This is a genomic window from Chitinophaga oryziterrae (assembly GCF_009758125.1).
In the GTDB taxonomy this organism is placed as follows: Bacteria; Bacteroidota; Bacteroidia; order Chitinophagales; family Chitinophagaceae; genus Chitinophaga; species Chitinophaga oryziterrae.
On record NZ_WRXO01000014.1, the window covers coordinates 41,023 to 58,740 of the forward strand.

Annotated in this window: 15 protein-coding genes; 4 read left to right on the forward strand and 11 right to left on the reverse strand. The window is 46.4% G+C overall.

The window, feature by feature from the left end; all coding sequences use genetic code 11:
- Nucleotide 1 precedes the first annotated feature (1 nt).
- Entirely contained in the window at nucleotides 2-481 is a 480-nt protein-coding gene (locus tag GO495_RS30445) for a hypothetical protein (RefSeq protein ID WP_157303732.1), read from the forward strand.
- Here the strand turns inward: GO495_RS30445 and GO495_RS30450 are convergent, their stop codons facing one another.
- The 8 genes from GO495_RS30450 to purD all read right to left on the reverse strand — a co-directional run bounded on the left by GO495_RS30450 (nucleotide 482) and on the right by purD (nucleotide 8,926).
- Complete coding sequence (locus tag GO495_RS30450; protein WP_157303733.1) at nucleotides 482-832, reverse strand: nuclear transport factor 2 family protein; 351 nt, start codon at nucleotides 830-832, stop codon at nucleotides 482-484.
- A gap of 4 nt (nucleotides 833-836) precedes the next feature.
- On the reverse strand, nucleotides 837-1,583 hold the full coding sequence (locus GO495_RS30455; RefSeq protein WP_240915384.1) for an MBL fold metallo-hydrolase: 747 nt from the start codon (nucleotides 1,581-1,583) through the stop codon (nucleotides 837-839).
- Between the two features lie 17 nt (nucleotides 1,584-1,600).
- On the reverse strand, nucleotides 1,601-2,890 hold the full coding sequence (gene rodA, locus GO495_RS30460) for a rod shape-determining protein RodA (RefSeq protein ID WP_157303734.1): 1,290 nt from the start codon (nucleotides 2,888-2,890) through the stop codon (nucleotides 1,601-1,603).
- A gap of 3 nt (nucleotides 2,891-2,893) precedes the next feature.
- Complete coding sequence (locus GO495_RS30465) at nucleotides 2,894-4,849, reverse strand: peptidoglycan D,D-transpeptidase FtsI family protein (protein WP_157303735.1); 1,956 nt, start codon at nucleotides 4,847-4,849, stop codon at nucleotides 2,894-2,896.
- Nucleotides 4,850-4,921: 72 nt separating this feature from the next.
- A complete protein-coding gene (mreD, locus tag GO495_RS30470; protein WP_157303736.1) occupies nucleotides 4,922-5,431 on the reverse strand; it encodes a rod shape-determining protein MreD in 510 nt (169 codons plus the stop codon).
- Nucleotides 5,428-6,315 (reverse strand): rod shape-determining protein MreC, encoded by an 888-nt coding sequence (mreC, locus tag GO495_RS30475; protein WP_157303737.1) that lies wholly within the window; start codon nucleotides 6,313-6,315, stop codon nucleotides 5,428-5,430. Before mreC ends, mreD begins: the two co-directional genes overlap by 4 nt.
- 66 nt (nucleotides 6,316-6,381) lie before the next feature.
- Nucleotides 6,382-7,404 carry a rod shape-determining protein gene (locus tag GO495_RS30480; RefSeq protein ID WP_089780779.1) on the reverse strand — a complete coding sequence of 341 codons (1,023 nt, stop codon included), beginning with the start codon at nucleotides 7,402-7,404 and terminating at the stop codon, nucleotides 6,382-6,384.
- A 244-nt stretch (nucleotides 7,405-7,648) separates the two neighbouring features.
- Nucleotides 7,649-8,926 carry a phosphoribosylamine--glycine ligase gene (gene purD, locus GO495_RS30485; RefSeq protein WP_157303738.1) on the reverse strand — a complete coding sequence of 426 codons (1,278 nt, stop codon included), beginning with the start codon at nucleotides 8,924-8,926 and terminating at the stop codon, nucleotides 7,649-7,651.
- A gap of 184 nt (nucleotides 8,927-9,110) precedes the next feature.
- Between purD and GO495_RS30490 the strand changes: the two genes are divergently transcribed.
- From GO495_RS30490 to GO495_RS30500, 3 genes are all read left to right on the forward strand, one after another.
- The gene (locus GO495_RS30490; protein ID WP_157303739.1) at nucleotides 9,111-10,814 is read left to right on the forward strand and encodes a peptide MFS transporter; all 1,704 of its coding nucleotides are present in this window, start codon (nucleotides 9,111-9,113) and stop codon (nucleotides 10,812-10,814) included.
- 124 nt (nucleotides 10,815-10,938) lie between these two features.
- On the forward strand, nucleotides 10,939-13,026 hold the full coding sequence (locus GO495_RS30495; protein WP_157303740.1) for an OPT family oligopeptide transporter: 2,088 nt from the start codon (nucleotides 10,939-10,941) through the stop codon (nucleotides 13,024-13,026).
- 142 nt (nucleotides 13,027-13,168) lie between these two features.
- A complete protein-coding gene (locus tag GO495_RS30500) occupies nucleotides 13,169-13,666 on the forward strand; it encodes a hypothetical protein (RefSeq protein ID WP_157303741.1) in 498 nt (165 codons plus the stop codon).
- Here the strand turns inward: GO495_RS30500 and GO495_RS30505 are convergent.
- The 3 genes from GO495_RS30505 to GO495_RS30515 form a co-directional block, all read right to left on the reverse strand.
- A complete protein-coding gene (locus GO495_RS30505) occupies nucleotides 13,663-14,868 on the reverse strand; it encodes a DUF1501 domain-containing protein (RefSeq protein WP_157303742.1) in 1,206 nt (401 codons plus the stop codon). The two genes, GO495_RS30500 and GO495_RS30505, sit on opposite strands and share 4 nt — an antisense overlap.
- A 12-nt stretch (nucleotides 14,869-14,880) precedes the next feature.
- Nucleotides 14,881-16,329 carry a DUF1800 domain-containing protein gene (locus tag GO495_RS30510; RefSeq protein WP_240915386.1) on the reverse strand — a complete coding sequence of 483 codons (1,449 nt, stop codon included), beginning with the start codon at nucleotides 16,327-16,329 and terminating at the stop codon, nucleotides 14,881-14,883.
- A gap of 81 nt (nucleotides 16,330-16,410) precedes the next feature.
- A complete protein-coding gene (locus GO495_RS30515; RefSeq protein ID WP_157303743.1) occupies nucleotides 16,411-17,682 on the reverse strand; it encodes a molybdopterin molybdotransferase MoeA in 1,272 nt (423 codons plus the stop codon).
- Nucleotides 17,683-17,718 lie beyond the last annotated feature (36 nt).

The window sequence follows — 17,718 nt, forward strand, 5'->3', positions numbered from 1 at the left end:
AATGAAAAAAATTTACACAATAAGCTTACTCTTCATATTCGCATTGACAGGCATCACCAGCTCTCCTGGTTATGCCCAGCAAGGCAGCGATGCAGAACTGAGAGACAGGATCCGCGCCGCTCAGGTAGCCTACCTGTCCCAGAAACTGGATCTCACTCCTGATGAAGCTCAGAAATTCTGGCCTTTATATAACCAGTACACTAAAGAAGTGGAACTGCTGATAGCAGAACGCCGTAACACAAAAGCTACGGACCACCCCACTAAAGACCTGCCAAACGATAATAATGAACTGGGCTACGAACAACGTATGCTCGATATCAAAACTCACTATAATAAAGAGTTCCAGAAAGTATTGCCCTCTACAAAAGCCGGCAATGTATTCAGAAGCGAAAGAGAGTTCCGCAACACGTTGGTACGTTCCCTGAAAGAACGTCAGAGCAGGAATATGGGTGGACCAGGAGCCAGACGCTTCCGGCAATAATTATCCCTGTAAACTCTTATAATGCGCTCTAACCTCTTTCACCTTTCCTTCCTCATTCAGTAACATCATTTCAGCCGCTAAACGGTCCCCGACACTCTTATAATAAAGTACCACAGAGTTTACTCCTTCCAGCACATGATAAGGTTCAAACTGTAAATCCGGATACGCTGTCAGCGCCTTCTGAAAATAGGCCCTTAAATCAGCTACTCCCCGGATACATCCGTTAGGATCATTGTTCAGCTTCTGTATAAAAGGAGAATAGAATACCACATCCTCACTGTAATGATGCATGATAGCATCCAGGTCATGGGTATTCCAGGCATTCAGCCATGCTTGTGCAAGCTCACTCATAAAGTTAGAATTTTCCGAAAGGCAATTTAGTATCGTGATAATATAAGAAAGTCCAGCCCTCACTCTTCCCCCTTTGCATGTATTGCTGACGCAATTCCATACTACGCTTACCATCAAAATCATACTTGGCGACAAAACGCCTGATCATATATGATACCTGCGGGGCCTCATCTCCTCCATAAAATACCTTATCTCCTTCATCATCCACCACGAATACCTGGTGATAAGGACAATGCCCCCCACTCATTTCATAACTGATATAATCATCGATAGTGCCATCCCCTTCAGTAAATATCACATTATCCATCTGTTGTAAAATAGCAAGATCCTCCGCATGATAGGATTTACCATCCTGCGCTATTGCATATTCCATCTCATGACGGTTCACATAATAAGTAGCCTGTGGGAAAGTGAGAGAACGCTGACCACTGATCGGGTCTACAGCAGATACCCCTCCGCTGTGATCTTTATGCAGATGACTCATCAGCACTTTGGTGATGTCCATAGGGTTCACACCATTGTCTATTAAATGCTGATGGATCTGTAATACACCGTTAGGGTTGCGTAAACCCAGTCCGGTATCAAACAGGATATAATCGTGTGCCGTGATAACCAAAAATGGTTGGATCTCTACCAGCAGCGAGCCTCCGGAGCGTTGCTGCATTGTGTCTGTTGCAGTGTTGTATGGAACAAACTGCTTGGTTGCGTCTACTGTGAAACTCCCTTCTGATAACGGAATAATACGTGCCATACCACAAAGATAGCCAACTATCTTAAAACCATTTGCCTGTCGGCATCCAGTCTAAGCATTATAAAAATAAGCATCGTGAAGGTCATCAGGGAAGATCCCCCATAACTGACCAATGGCAGCGGAATCCCGATCACAGGCGCCAGACCTATGGTCATGGAAATATTAATTGCCATATGGAAGAAGATAATACTGGCTACCCCATAGGCATACACGCGACTAAAAGTCGATCGCTGTCGTTCCGCCACAAAGATGATCCGCAGCAGGAGCCCGACATATAATCCCACAAATATCAACGTCCCGAGGAAACCAAAATCTTCTCCAACCGTACAGAATATGAAGTCCGTACTTTGCTCTGGCACAAAATCATAACGGGTTTGCGTTCCTTTCAGATAGCCCTTCCCGAATATACCGCCCGAGCCGATGGCAATCATACTTTGCCGGGTGTTATAAGTGGCTTTAGGGTCATTCTCTTTCCCCAGCATTACCTCAATACGCCTCACCTGGTAATCTTTCAGCACTTTGGTAAATGCCATGGGCACAATAAACATCACGAATACCGAACAGAATGCCCAGATACCCAGTATCAATGCCAGCCTTGAACGGTGACGTCTGATCTCTCTCCGGCTGAAATAAATAACCAGCGCCGTGATAACAGAAAATATAATGAAGAGGACGTTCTTGTCCACCAGCAATGCCGATAGTACCAGTACGATCCCGGAAAAAGCAATGATCAGTAAGAGCCCCGGCAAACCTTCGCGGTACATCACCAGGAAGAAAGAGAAGTATACCAGTGCCAGCCCTGTTTCATCCTGTAAAATGATGATCCCGCAGGGAACAAGCGCCAGTGCAGCGGCAATCAACCGCGGCCTTAACTTGGTAAAGTCCGTTTCCAGCGACGACAGGTACTTGGCCAGTGCCAGATTGGTACACAGCTTCGTCAGCTCTGCCGGTTGAAACTGGAAACCGCCTATCACTAACCACGAGTGAGAACCCTTTACATCCTTCCCTATCCCGAGGACCAGTAACAACAGCAATATCCCCCCCGCATACAGCAGGTTAGCCGTAGCCGTAAAGAATTTACTGTCAGTCAGCCAGATGATGGTTGCCAGCACACCGGAAATCCCTAACCACATCAGTTGCCTGGCATAGTTCTTATTCAGGTGGATGATATCATTCCAGATATTATCCCCTTCCCTGTATTCAGCAGCAAAGATCGATAACAGGCCTACGAACACCAGTGCGAAGTACAGGCCCATAATCGGCCAGTCAATACCTTCTGTGAGTTTTATTTGCCGACGGTTTATCATGGATTAGTCGCGAAAGTAAAGTTTAAGTATCTGATCTGATGTCATTTTAGCCGTAGCACCGTTCAGTGAATCGAGCTTTGATTTTTCCCGTACTATAGGATCCAGTGTATTGTATTCCAGTAATGTCTTCATCATTGGTTTACGTTTCACTGAGATCGTATCGTGCAGGTATTTTTCCATGATAAGACTGGCGATAGGCGCTGCATAGGTAGCTCCAAAACCAGCATTCTCCACAATCACGGCAATAGCGATCTTCGGATTATCTCTCGGGGCAAAGGCTACGAAAACAGAGTGGTTCTTCAGTTTTACCAGTTTACCATCTACTACGGCATTGTTTTCTGCCGTACCTGTCTTACCGCACACGATCACCCCTTCTATCTGTGCTATCCTGCCCGTACCGGATTCCACCACGTCCTGCATACCATATATTACTGATCTGTAGGAAGTATCCGCCACATGGGCTACTGTATGTTTCTCTTTATATTTCTTCAGGATATCCGATTCATCCCCATCTATACTGCTTACAAAGTGTGGCAGGAAATAAGAACCACGGTTGGCAATGATACACATGGCATTGGCCATCTGCAGCGGTGTTGCCACTACCTGTCCCTGTCCCATCCCTACGTACAGTTCTGAACAGGAATTCCACTGTCCATTATAGAGTTTGTTCATCCCGATGGTATCAATTGCCTTACCGCCTGATTCACCCGGAATATCCACTCCCAGTCTGTGACCTAAACCAAAAGAAGAGATATAATCATGCCATTTCTGATGTCCTTTCTTCACCCCGCCCCATTTAGGTGCATCTACTTCTAAGCGGTAAAGGTGTACGAAGTAAGCGTTACAGGAGTTGGCAATTGCCAGGCGGAGATTGGCAGCATGCCCGGGAGTATTATGTGTACAGGCAATCGGACGGCCGCAGTTCACATAAGCCCCGCGGCAGGGGAAACCAAAAGCGGGCGTAATCACCCCTTCATCCAGTGCAATCAGCGCTGTCAGTGGCTTCATGGAAGATCCCGGAGGATAACCCGCCTGTATGGCACGATTGAACAGTGGTTTGGTCGTATCTACAAATAACCTGCTGAAATTACGGGCCCTGTAGGAGCCGGTCAGCAGGTTAGGATCATAAGTAGGTGCGCTCACCATGGCCAGCAATCCACCTGTTTGCGGATCGATCGCCACGATACTGCCTATCTTATTACGCATCAGGTGTTCGCCTAATACCTGCAGGTCTACGTCCAGTGATAAACGAAGGTTTTTGCCGGCAATAGCGGCCGTATCAAACTCCCCTTTTTCATAGGACCCCTGCGGGCGGTTCAGGTTATCTTTTACCAGGTATTGTATACCCCTTTGTCCCATCAGCACACTCTCGTACGCTCTCTCCAGCCCGGTCATACCCAGGTAATCCCCCTGGTTATAAGCGCTGTAAGCGGGTTTCACCAGCATCTGCGGGGAAACCTCTCCTATGTAACCAAGAATATTTGCGGCGGCGGAGAAAGGATAAGAGCGGATCTGCCGTTGTACCAGGTCGAACCCCGGCTGGAACATATACATGCTTTCCTGCAGGCGGCCGAACATCTCGGGAGGTAACAGGGAAGCAAATACAGATACACGGCGGCTACCGTTTTTAATGATCGCGGTAGCGATACGTCTTTTGAATTCTTCCTTATCTATCTGTAAGATCTGACAGAGGTAGCCGGTGTCAATATTTTTTGCGGCGATAGGTGTCACTACCAGGTCGTACATCGCGTCATTACTGAGGATACTGCGGTTCTTCCTGTCGAAGATGATCCCCCTGCTCGGATATACCACTTTGCGAAGTACCGCATTGGCATCCGCCAGCTTGGAATATTTCTTTTCTATGACCTGCAGAAAGAACAATCTGACAACGATCAACATTACCATACCGAGTATGATAAACTGTATCACTCTTTTCCTGGGCTGATTGTAAACAGACATCTATTGAATAATGCGGCCTTGCGGCCTGTTGCTTTTTAATATAATCTCCATCTCACTAATAAAAATACACACTTACTTCTTTGAAAAGAACAACAGTTCATACAGCACGATCAGGAATATGCTGGCGGCGGTAGAACACAAGATCTTTAATAACAGGTAGAAGAAATTACCAAACCCGAATACTTCCAGTGAGAAGAATACCAGGTTATGCAGGAATACCAGTATGGCAGCAAATGTCAGGAACTGTGAAACACCCATGCTGGTCATGGATGGTGTCTTCTGCGTAGTTTCGAATCCTCCCTGCGGGGATAATATATTGATGATGAAAGGACGTAGATAAGCGATGAACACACAGGCCGCAGCATGTACGCCCATTGTATTCGTGAACATATCCATGCTGAGTCCCATCAAAAGTGCCAGCAGCATTAAAGCGGGGCGGGGCAGGTTAAAAGGTAACAGGAGGACGAACAGCATGTAGAGGTTAAGGCTCACAAGCTGGTGCAGCAATACCTGGTTCAGCACGAACACCTGCAGCAACAGCAGCAACACAAAGCGAATGATATTTCTTAACAGTATACTCATTTGATCAGCCTGTAGGTTGAATCCTCCAATGATTTTTGCTCATCCTGCAGCATGTTATCTACAACATACACATACTGAAGGTTATAAAAGTTGGTAGCCAGTTTTATCCTGACGGTATAAGCCGTACTTCCTTTATCTGTAAGGGAGTAAGATTCAACATATCCGATAGGGATATTTTCCGGGAACAGTGCGGAGTAACCACTGGTTACTACGGTATCTCCTTTTATCAGTCTTACACTTTTTGGTACATCTTCCATCACGGCGTAGCCTGCATCTCCACCATACCAGCGAACGGTCCCCATTTCCTTGCTATGACTCAGGCGGGCGCTGAAACCGAAGTTGCGGCCTTTAGAGAGCAGGGAGAGAACAACTGCGTAGTTCGGGCTTACGCTACGTACAATACCTACAATACCACTGGGTCCGATAACGCCCATATTAGGCTTCAGACCATTTGCGCTGCCGCGATGGATAGTGAGATAGTTGACAGGAGCGTTAACGGTGTTGTTGACCACTTTAGCGGCATGATACAGGTAACGGCGTAATTCAATGCCAACTACTTTGCGGGTGGTATCTGTGCTGTAAGTGCGGATGGTATCTGTTTTAACCAGGTTGTCCAGCGTAATGCTGTCGTAACTCGTACGCAGGATATTATGCAGCCGGGCATTTTCGTTTACAAGACTGTCATTGGTAGCCTTGAGGTGAAAATAGTACTGCACGTTGTTGTAACGGTTGTATAACCTGGCGCTGATGCTATTGGCGGAATTGAGGTAGGCTGTTTTCTGAAAGTCGTTGTTCCGGAATACCAGCACAATACAAATCACTTCCAGCAGCAGAAACAGAAAAAAGTTAAAATAGCGCCTTAAGAAAATGATGAGATTACGCACAGGATATATTTTCAAATAGAAGCATGCAAGGCAAATGTTTAAATCTCCCTTGCATGTTTCCTGATATTATTGCATTAGGAATGGATACTTACCAACGTGTTTCAGTGCGATACCAGTACCTCTTACTACTGCGCGCAACGGATCGTCCGCTACATGCACAGGTAATTTGATCTTCTGGGTGAGTCGTTTATCCAGGCCACGCAACAGGGCACCACCACCGGTGAGGTACAATCCTCTGCGGTAGATATCTGCAGCCAGTTCCGGAGGCGTAGTTTCCAGTGCTTTCAGAATTGCTTCTTCTATTTTAAAGATGGATTTATCCAGCGCCTCAGCAACTTCCTGGTAAGATACCATGATCTGCTTAGGAATACCGGTTACCAGGTCACGACCATTTACAGGTACATCATCCGGTGGATTATCCAGTTCTTTCAATGCGGAACCGATCTGTATTTTGATCTGTTCTGCCGTTCTTTCGCCTATCAGCAAACTGTGATAACGGCGTAATGCTTCCATGATATCAGCGGTGAACTCGTCACCTGCAATACGGATACTCTGATCACATACAATACCGGCAAGGGCTATTACGGAGATACCGGTGGTACCACCTCCGATGTCGATAATCATGTTTCCCACGGGTTCTTCCACATCAATGCCAATACCAAGGGCAGCAGCCATTGGTTCATGTATAAGGAACACTTCCTTAGCGCCCGCCTGTTCGGCAGAGTCGCGTACGGCGCGTTTTTCTACTTCAGTAATACTGGAGGGTATGCATATAACCATGCGCCAGCTGGGGGAGAAAAGGGGCTTTTTGGGGTATACCAGTTTGATCATCTCGCGAAGCATGCCTTCCGCTGCGTTGAAATCAGCTATCACACCATCTTTCAATGGGCGGATAGTGCGCAGGTACTCATGTGTCTTCTCGTGCATCATCATGGCCTTCTTACCAACCGCCACAATTTTACCACTTGCCCGCTCTATAGCTACAATAGAAGGTTCATCAACCACCACCTGATCGTTATGTATAATCAGCGTGTTAGCTGTACCTAAGTCAATCGCTATTTCCTGTGTTAAAAAATTAAAGAACCCCATTGCTTAATATGGTCAAAATATTATGAGTGCAAAAATGAATAATTCCAACGAATATACGATGATAAAATTGTTAGTTTTATCAATAATACAACTAAATATTAAAAAATCTTAATTATTGTATCTGTTGAGCCGGTTAGTAAGTTGTAACAGTTAATGACAATGTATCAGCCGGCACAGAATGACTCTCGAAAACGCTTAAACGAAAATAACTTCTTAAAATTGTGTTCCGCTCTGAATCAAAGCTTTACACGAACTCGAACCCTATATCTCTCCTGTAATATTTACCCTCAAATCCAATCTTTTCCGCCGTTAATTTACTATGTGTCAGGGCAATCCCTAAATCAGACGCCAGGGAAGTGATCGTGAGTACCCGTCCGCCATTCGTGAGTATTTCGTCCCCCGCAGCCCTCGTTCCGGCATGAAACACGATCTGGTCGTGCGCCGGTGCAGGGATGTTGGTGATGACCTTCCCCTTCTCATATGCTTCCGGATATCCTGCAGCTACCAGCATTACCGTAGTGGCTACGCGCTCATCTTCGTAAATGGTCTGCTCACCCAGCTTACCTTCTGCTACCGCTGTAAACAGCTCCAGCAGATCGTTCTGCAAACGTGGCATCACCACTTCTGTTTCCGGGTCTCCCATGCGACAGTTGTACTCTATCACAAAAGGTTCTCCGTCCACTTTAATCAATCCAAAGAAGATAAACCCGTTATAGGCAATTCCTTCCTTTTCCAGACCGGCCACCGTTGGGCGGATAATACGTTCATCCACCATTTTCATGTATGCCTCGTCTGCAAACGGGACAGGAGAAACAGCGCCCATACCACCTGTATTGAGACCGGTATCCCCTTCACCGATCCTCTTGTAGTCCTTCGCTGTAGGCAGCAACTTGTAAGTATGTCCGTCCGTCAATACAAATACAGAACACTCTATACCCGCCAGGAACTGCTCTATGACTACCTTTTTGCTGGCATCTCCGAATTTGGCGTCCTTGATCATCTGCGTAAACTCATCCACTGCATCCTCATGGTTATCCAGTATCACTACCCCCTTTCCTGCCGCAAGCCCGTCTGCCTTCAAAACAATAGGCAAAGCGTGTTGGCGCAGGTAAGTTACACCTTCTTCGTAGTTTTCCCCGCTGAATTCCTTATAAGCGGCAGTAGGAATATTGTGACGCAACATGAACTGCTTGGCAAAAGCCTTACTTCCTTCCAGCTGTGCACCCAATGCAGATGGGCCCATCACAGGAATATGCCGTAAAGCTGCATCCTGCTGAAAGTAATCGTAAATACCTTTTACAAGTGGTTCTTCAGACCCCGGTATTACCAGGTCAATGGCATTAGCTGTACAAAAGGCTTTAATTTTCTCAAAGTCGCTGACCGCTACGTCCAGGTTCTGTCCATACTGCGCAGTTCCGGCATTACCAGGTGCTATGAACAATTGCTCACATAACGGGCTTTGTGCCATTTTCCACGCCAGGGCATGCTCCCGGCCTCCACTTCCTAATAGTAATATCTTCATATGAATTTCCCTGTAAGAGCCAAATTCTGCACGTTATCTTCCCCGCTCTTCCATTTTTTTTGCAAAGAAAGGCCAAAAAATAACCAAAAACACCATTTTACTTCATAAAAAGCTGAATTTATTTATCTTGCCACATTCGCAGGGACTAACTAACATCTGTAATCAAACATCAAAACTAACCTTTATGAGCTTAACAGCTGCTCAACAGCCTGTAATTACACCCAACAACATTCCACCTAAGACAGGGCACCATCCTGGTCTCTATGTGCTGTTCTTCACCGAAATGTGGGAACGCTTCGGATACTATCTGATGATCGGTATCTTCTTCCTGTACCTGATAGACCCCACTGCCAACGGAGGTAAAGGCTTTGATACCGCTCATGCCAGCGATCTCGTAGGCTCTTACATCGCGCTCGTATACCTCTCCCCTTTCATCGGCGGACTAATGGCCGACCGCTACCTCGGCTACCGGCGGGCGGTGATCATGGGCGGTACTTTGCTGGCTGCGGGCTACTTCGGCCTCGCATTCCCGGGCGATACTGCCATGTACATCTCCCTGGGCCTTATCATCGTAGGGAACGGGTTCTTTAAACCCAATATCGGTACCATCCTCGGTAACCTCTATAACCGGGCTGATCTTCGTCCTAAAAAAGATGTTGCTTACAGTATTTTCTACATGGGCGTAAACATCGGTGCTTTCATCTGCAACTTCGTGGCGGCCTATCTCCGTAACCACTATGGCTGGGGATACGCGTTTGCTGCTGCCGGTATAGGAATGATCGTAGGACTGATCATCTTCTCTTCCCGCCTGAAAGTGATCGCTGATGGCGATATTAAAAAAGCAGTGCAGAAAGAAGATATGCCAATGAGCAGGATCATGTCCCTCGTATTCCTACCTGCTGCTATCGCTGCTGCTATTGGTTACTTCATGACCAACTTCATAGGGCACTCCATCTTCGGGACCCGCTCTATCGACGCTTTCATGTTTGCCTGCGTACCTATCATCATATTCTACATCCGTATCTATACCACTGCGGCCAAAGAAGATAAACGCGGCCTCGGCGCCCTGCTGGCCTTCTTTGCTGTGGCGATCATATTCTGGGTGATCTATAACCAGAACAGTACCGGACTCACCATCTGGGCCGACCAATACACCGACCGCGCAATGTCTCCGGCGGTGGAAAGTGCAGCTAAACCACTGGGTATGCTGCAAACCGTTACCACAGACCCACACCCTGTTACACAGATCGATGCACATTTCCGGGCTATCACCGACGCCAGCGGAAAAACCATCACCGTACAGGGCCCCGATCCTTACTTCCAGAACTTACCAAAAGACCAATGGCCTGCCAGCGGTAAAATGAACCTGATCTCCACAGAAATATTCCAGTCCATCAATCCATTCTTTATCGTGGCCTTCTCCCTCCTGGTGATAGGCTTGTTTGCATGGATGGCCAAAAGAGGAAAAGAACCTACCACTCCCGTGAAAATCGCTATGGGGATCTTCCTGGCTGCTTTCTCAGCCCTTTTAATGGTAATAGCTGCGTCCATGACAAACGTCTATGTAGATAAAAGCTCCATGGCCTGGCTGTTTGGTACCTATGCCATATTCACTGTGGGCGAGATCCTGGTAAGTCCTATCGGCTTATCCATGGTATCCAAACTCTCTCCTCCCCGCGTAACAGCGCTCATGATGGGTGGCTGGTACCTGGTAAATGCTATTGCCGGAAAAGTAGCCGGTATGATGGCTACCTTCTGGGACAGCTTCACCGATAAGAAATTCTACTTCCTGATCCTCGTGATTTCTGCTGGTATAGCAGGTATCGTCATGCTGATGATCAGCAAGTGGATAGCGAAAGTGGTGAAGGAGAAAACAGGGTCCTATTAAAATAATTGTCCTATATAGTGAAAACGGAGAAAAGCAATTTTCTCCGTTTTAGCTTAGTGTACTAAACGCATTTTTTCACTTATATTGCCTTTTAATCAACAGAATCTACCCATCAATCGTACTTATGGCAGAGAATTTCAAGCCTTTCGTTTCGCCGGAGACGAAAATGAAAGAATTTACACTCAAGTCCATCCTATTGGGCTGCGTATTCGGCATTATCTTCGGCGCCGCTACCGTATACCTGGCCCTCAAAGCGGGTCTTACCGTTTCCGCTTCCATCCCTATCGCTGTAATTGCCATTACACTCGGAAGAAAATTCTTCAAAACAACTATTCTCGAAAATAATATTATACAGACTACCGGTTCTGCCGGAGAGTCTATCGCTGCCGGCGTGGTATTCACTTTACCCGGGTTTCTCTTTTTGACAGATCATGGCGGCGACAAGTACTTCAATTACATCACGATCCTCATCCTCGCCATCTTCGGTGGTATCCTGGGTACCCTCATGATGATCCCGCTGCGTAAGGCACTAATCGTAAAAGAACATGAAACCCTGCCTTACCCGGAAGGTACAGCCTGCGGGGACGTACTGATTGCTGGTGAGAAAGGCGGAGACTTTGCTAAAACAGCCTTCTACGGACTGGGCTTTGCCTTTTCATATGCCATCCTTCAAAAAGTACTGCACGTGATCTCAGAAGTGCCGGTATACATGACCAAACAAACCAACCGCTTCTTTCCTTCTGCTAAAGTAAGTGGTGAGATCACCCCTGAATATATGGGCGTAGGATATATCATCGGTCCCCGTATCGCGGGTGTACTGGTCGCCGGTGGCGTAATGTCATGGCTGGTACTCATTCCTTTACTGGCTACACTGGTGCCACCCGATGCAATGGCTAACCAGCTCGTAAAACTCGGCTACCTGGCCAGTTTGGCCACCCCGGGCGGTAAAGGCAACTGGAACCCGCTCACACATACTTTCACCGATTTCTCTTCCGCTGTTTACTTTGCCTACGTAAGACAAATAGGCGCTGGTGCGGTGGCTGCGGGTGGATTTATCACCCTGATCAAAACTATCCCTACCATTATTTCATCCTTTAAAGGTAGCCTCGGCTCCATGAAAAAAGGAGAAACAGCAGCAGGTGCTGCGAAAGTGGAAGTTCCCCGCACTGAAAAAGACCTCAATATAAAAATAGTATTGTTCGGTAGTATTGCACTGATCCTGCTGATGGCATTCCTGCCTCAGTTACCGGGTGATTCCATCGGCAAAAAACTGCTGGTAGGTTTACTCGTAGTGATCTTCGGTGCGTTCTTCGTAACAGTGTCCAGCCGCATTGTAGGATTAATCGGTTCTTCCAACAACCCTATCTCCGGTATGACCATCGCTACCCTGATGGGCACCTGCCTGGTATTCATCTCTGTAGGCTGGAGCGGTAAACTGTACGAACCTATGGCTCTGGTGGTAGGTGGTATGATCTGTATTGCGGCAGCGAATGCCGGTGGTACCTCTCAGGATTTAAAGTCTGGTTATATCGTAGGGGCAACCCCCATGTATCAGCAGTTATCCCTGTTCATCGGTGCGATCGTTTCTTCTATCGTAATAGGATTAACCATAAAATTCCTTGATAAACCAACAGCTGCTATGATTGCCAATGGTGTTACGGACCATGCGATCGGTAGTACTTATTTCCCTGCTCCACAGGGTACACTGATGGCGACACTGGCAAAAGGGATACTGTCTTATAACCTCGACTGGCAGTTCGTTCTGGTAGGTGTATTCATTGCTATTACCATGGAACTGTGCGGTATCAAATCATTGTCTTTTGCAGTAGGTGCTTACCTGCCGTTGTCTACAACCCTGCCTATCTTTATCGGTGGTGCTATTCGGGGTATTGCAGACAGGAAACGCCAAAAAGGGAATGTAAACATCGCTGCTGAGGAGGAAGAATTAGGTAAAGGGAACCTGTTCGCTACCGGGCTGGTAGCAGGAGGTGCCGTAGCCGGTGTGGTCATCGCGATCATGGCCGGGGTGGATGCCTTCTCCATTTTCGGATTGACAATCGACCTCCCGGGCTGGCTCAATGCCGTTAACCTGGAAAACGCTCTCAGCCATTCTATGGGAGAAGGGACCTACTATATATTAGGTGCTGCCTTCTTTGCATTGATGGGTTGGGTATTATATAAAATAGCTATTAAGCCTCAAACGGCTGAATAAAAACATACTATGTAAAAAGCCCGGTAGTCAGAAACTACCGGGCTTTTTTATGTTTATTATTTACTATATGATTGAAGATCAGCTATTTTTTAACAGTTAATTACAATTAACACCTTATAATTGCGTTTAAAATAAAAAACCCATGCGCCAGTGTTTTGTCCTCGCCTCTTTATTATGTCTGATCAGCGCCTGCAGTAAAGACAACAAGGAACCAAAAAGAAAATTCATCTCCCTTCAACTGGATGGACTTGTGATCCTGGCGGAAAACCCTTCCGCAGCAATAACGGCGGGTAACCTCACGGATGCCGATCCTAACAACGACTTTCCTGTACTGAAGATCACAGGTGCCGGTAACAGCGACGAAACCATTAATTTCAGCCTGATATCAGAAAGTGAACCATTTAAAAAAGGAAGTTATCTCTCCACACAACAGGGCAATGGCATGTCCATTACATTCAGTGACAGCGCATACACCGTACTGGCAGATAATAGCAACGGCTATATGTCATTAAACATCACTGAAGTGCAGGATAGTTTAATAGAAGGAGACTTCTCCGGTTTACTGGCAGATACAAGTGGCACAATTGCACTCAAAACCGTTACGCACGGTTCATTCAGAGCTATTATAACAAAGAACTAAACAAATGAGAGCAGCGGATAATCATGTTTAAGGATGGCCTTATCATCTGCTCCCAGCCACTTATTCAGCATAGTGGCATACACACTCTTAAAATCAACTTTATATTGCAGATCTCCATCCTGTAATTGTGCAAGATCGGGACCGTCATTCAGTAATCCTTTTTCTTTCAGGCCACCGCCAATGATAAACATATTATTGGCAGTGCCATGATCTGTACCATTGCTGGCATTCTGTTCTACCCTGCGTCCGAACTCCGAAAAAGTCATCACCACCACATCCTGGAAACGGTTGTTAGCCTGTAAGTCCTTCGTGAAAGAAGTCACGGCATCGTCCAGTTGTTTAAACAACACATTCTGAGAATTCAGTTGATTCACATGCGTATCAAAAGTACCATGAGAAACATAATACACTTTTGTACTGATATCAGACATGATCAAACGGGCAATAGTACGCATACTGGTACCCAGATTAGTATTAGGATAATCTTCTTTTGTCTTGTACATCTTAAACTGATCTTTCAGATAAGCCGCAGAAGAAAGCGTAGACCCCATCGTCTTATACAGGTAATCCACATTATGATGCGTGTCTCCTCCACCGGAAGGATGCTGATGTAAGAGGTCGTTCATGAAACGATCATTCCCGCTGCTCAGACGGTTAGGGTCTTTGAATGCCAGGCCCTTTTCCAGTTCCCCTTTCAGGGCAAGACTCAGCGTATCATCAATCTCCAGAGCCTGTACCGGTTTGTCACAGCCTTTACATTGTGCATCCAGGTAACGGCCTATCCAGCCATTGCTCCAGGCTTCTGAAGAAGTGCTGCCCGTCTGCCATATATCCATAGAGCGGAAATGTGACCTGTCGGGATTAGGATATCCTACATTCTGTAAGATGCCTACAGAGCCGTTATCATACAAAGATTTCATGCCCACCAGTGCGGGATGTAATCCTGTTTCATCTGTCAGCGACAATGCATTCTCCCGTTTAATACCTATCGTTGGCCTCGATTTGAAATAGATATCATTGCGGTAAGGGATCACGGTATTTAAGCCATCATTCCCACCTGAAAGCTGTATCACTACCAGTACCTTATTACCGGGAGGGACCATTTTGTCTTTCTCCAGCGCTTTCAGAAATCTGGGCATGAACATAGAAGCCGAAGCCAGTGAACCTACCTGTAAAAAACGTCTTCTGTTGATGATTAACATGATCTGCAATTTTTAGCACAACTGGTATTCAGGTGTACTCATTACGGCAATGGTGACTGATTTAATATAACTCTCGCGGGATGTGGCATCAGCATAACTATCCAATAATGCTTTGTTCACACTTTTATTCGTCAGCAACAAAGTATCTGTGATAGTAGCAGCCAGGTTTTCACGGGATACCTTTTCATATTCTTTGAAATAAGGCTGCCAGTTAACATCTGTTTTGATCTTCTTATTGAACTGCTTTTTAAACGCTGCATTTACCTGTGCAGTGGCCTGCTCTTTATACTGCATCATACCCATTTCAGGCGTGATCTCTTTGGGTTTGATATCAGACTCTTTATCATACAGGATCATCTGCGGTAACTGCAGACGATACATCAGACTGGAACTATCTATCCAGTTACGTCCGCCGGGCCACCCGGCAACGTTTGGCGGGTAAAAAAGTGTTTGCCCAAGTATCTGTTGAAAAGACAACATCACTTCTTCTTTCTCAAACGTAACGGGTATTGTTCTGCGCAATCCAACAATTAATTCAATGGGTGATTTTATATGTCCGCCAATGTAACGGGGATCATAAAACCAGTCGGCCATAAAAATATTCCGCATCAGTTCTTTGATGTCATAATTGGATGCATAGAACTTATCTGCCAATGCATTTATTTTTGCATCATCAGGCATATCATCTACAAAGAATTTATAGATTTTAGCTGTGATGAATTTTGCTGTCTGTTTATTTTCGAGTAATATTTTCAGGATATCATCTCCGTTAAAATCCCCTGTTTTCCCTAAGAAAGTTTTGTCTCCGGCATCATGTGCTTTTTCCTGGAATACGAAATTCCCATCTGCGTCATAACTCCATCCGGTAAAGGCCCGGGCAGATTCTTTGATATCTGTTTCCGTATAATTCCCCCTGCCTAATGTGAATAATTCCATCACTTCGCGGGCAAAGTTTTCATTAGGATGAGCTTTGCGGTTTTGTTTATTGTTGAGGTATTCCAGCATGGCCGAAGATTTGGAAACACCGGTCAGCAGATCTCCAAAATTCCCTAATGCATTTGTGCGGATCACTTCCAGTAACTGCTCACTAAAAACTGCTCTGCTGCTACGTGAAGCAAAATGTCCATGCCAGAAAAGCGCCATCTTTTCACGCAGCGGATGTTCACTGTTCACCATTGTATTGATCCAGGCTATATTCAGATCTTTGATCCCCTGCATTTCCATCTGCCTCTTCTCCTTCTTCTCATCCTTTGTCATCTGCCCCTTGGGTACATCCGGTGTTTCCGGCGGATTGGCTAATGTCAACGTCGCACTTTTATCCTTCTCTCTGCCGATCAGTACTTTATCAACTATTTGTTTGCGTTTTTTATGCGACCACTCTTCTATCACTGGAAGACTTTCACCAAAGCCGGCCCTCCAGGCCAGGTGCTGCATCTGTAACTTTTCGGAGATTGGAGCCATATGCAAAAGGGTTTTGTTTTTGACGGATGTTAAACGTGAAGGTTTAACTCCGGATAGTATTCCGCAAATCCTTAACATTCATTACCTGAACTTCCAGACAGGGTAACTGCTGCCTTTTTCAAAGAAATCTTTATCAGGTGCTAACTCTAAGAAACCATCGGCCTGTAACAGCGCGGTAAGGTCGCCGGAGCCGTGGTATGGCGGTGGTAAAGCGATGAGTTGTCCACCGGAAACAGGGTGCAGGCGTACTGGCAAAAAATAAGTAAGTGGTGCTTTAAAAGTGACATCTGTGCCAAGCACGGCATGAGGAACGGGTGGTGCTTCGTATTGTAAACTGGCACGTAACCAGGGTAAAATATAACGGTAGCAACACATAAAACCGGATACCGGGTTGCCGGGCAATGCAAATACAACAGGTCCTGTTTCATTCAGGGGGATATTATTCGTATCACTTGTACCAACCAGTGGAATATCATCTGTTCCGGTGGCGCCAAACTGTCCGAACAGGAAAGGTTTGCCGGGCTTTTGCTGCACTTTATGAAAGATGGTGGTCATGCCCATTTGTTCCAGCACCAGTGGCAGGTAATCATATTTCCCGGCTGATACGGCCCCTGTGCAGATCCACACATCAGCATCCATCAGAGAGCTGAACAGCGCAGCAATAGCGGCTTCATTATCATTCACATGATGACAGGTAGCGACGATCCCCAGTTCCAGTAAGGCGGCTGCCAATCCGTAAGAATTGGATGTTCTTACCTGGTGATCGCCCGGCGTGCCATCTACAGGGATCAGTTCATCGCCGGTGGCAATGATCGCTACTTTGGGCAGCCTGCTCACCTGCACCATTGTTTTACCTACAGAGGCCAGTACGCCTATCTCTGCCGGAGATAACAATGTTCCTGCCGGCATCAGGATTTGTCCTGCCTGCGCATCTGCGCCGCGGGCATGAATGTTTTGTCCCGGTTCCACAGCGGCAGTGATGGTGAAGCGTTTGAACCCTTCATGTTCTGTTGCGCTCAGATGTTCATACGGGATAACGGTATCGGTCATTTCCGGCAGGATGGCGCCTGTCATTACTTCCATACAGTTAGCGGTATTGGACAATTGCATACGGGGCATACCTGCGGCCTGCAGGTCTTCCACACCGAAGACGGTTTGTCCTTTGGCATATGTTTCATAATCCAGTGCAATGCCATCCATTGTTACGCGGTTGTATGGCGGGAAGTCACGGTCGGCCAGGACCGGCTCCCGTAACACGCGTCCTGTTGCGGCGGTAAAGGGTATCTGTTCCATTCCGAAATCGCGGACCGTACCCATTACAGCAGCAGATGCAGCAATAACATCTAATAGCATTGTTTTAAATTTGATACTTTGTAAATTTATCCTATT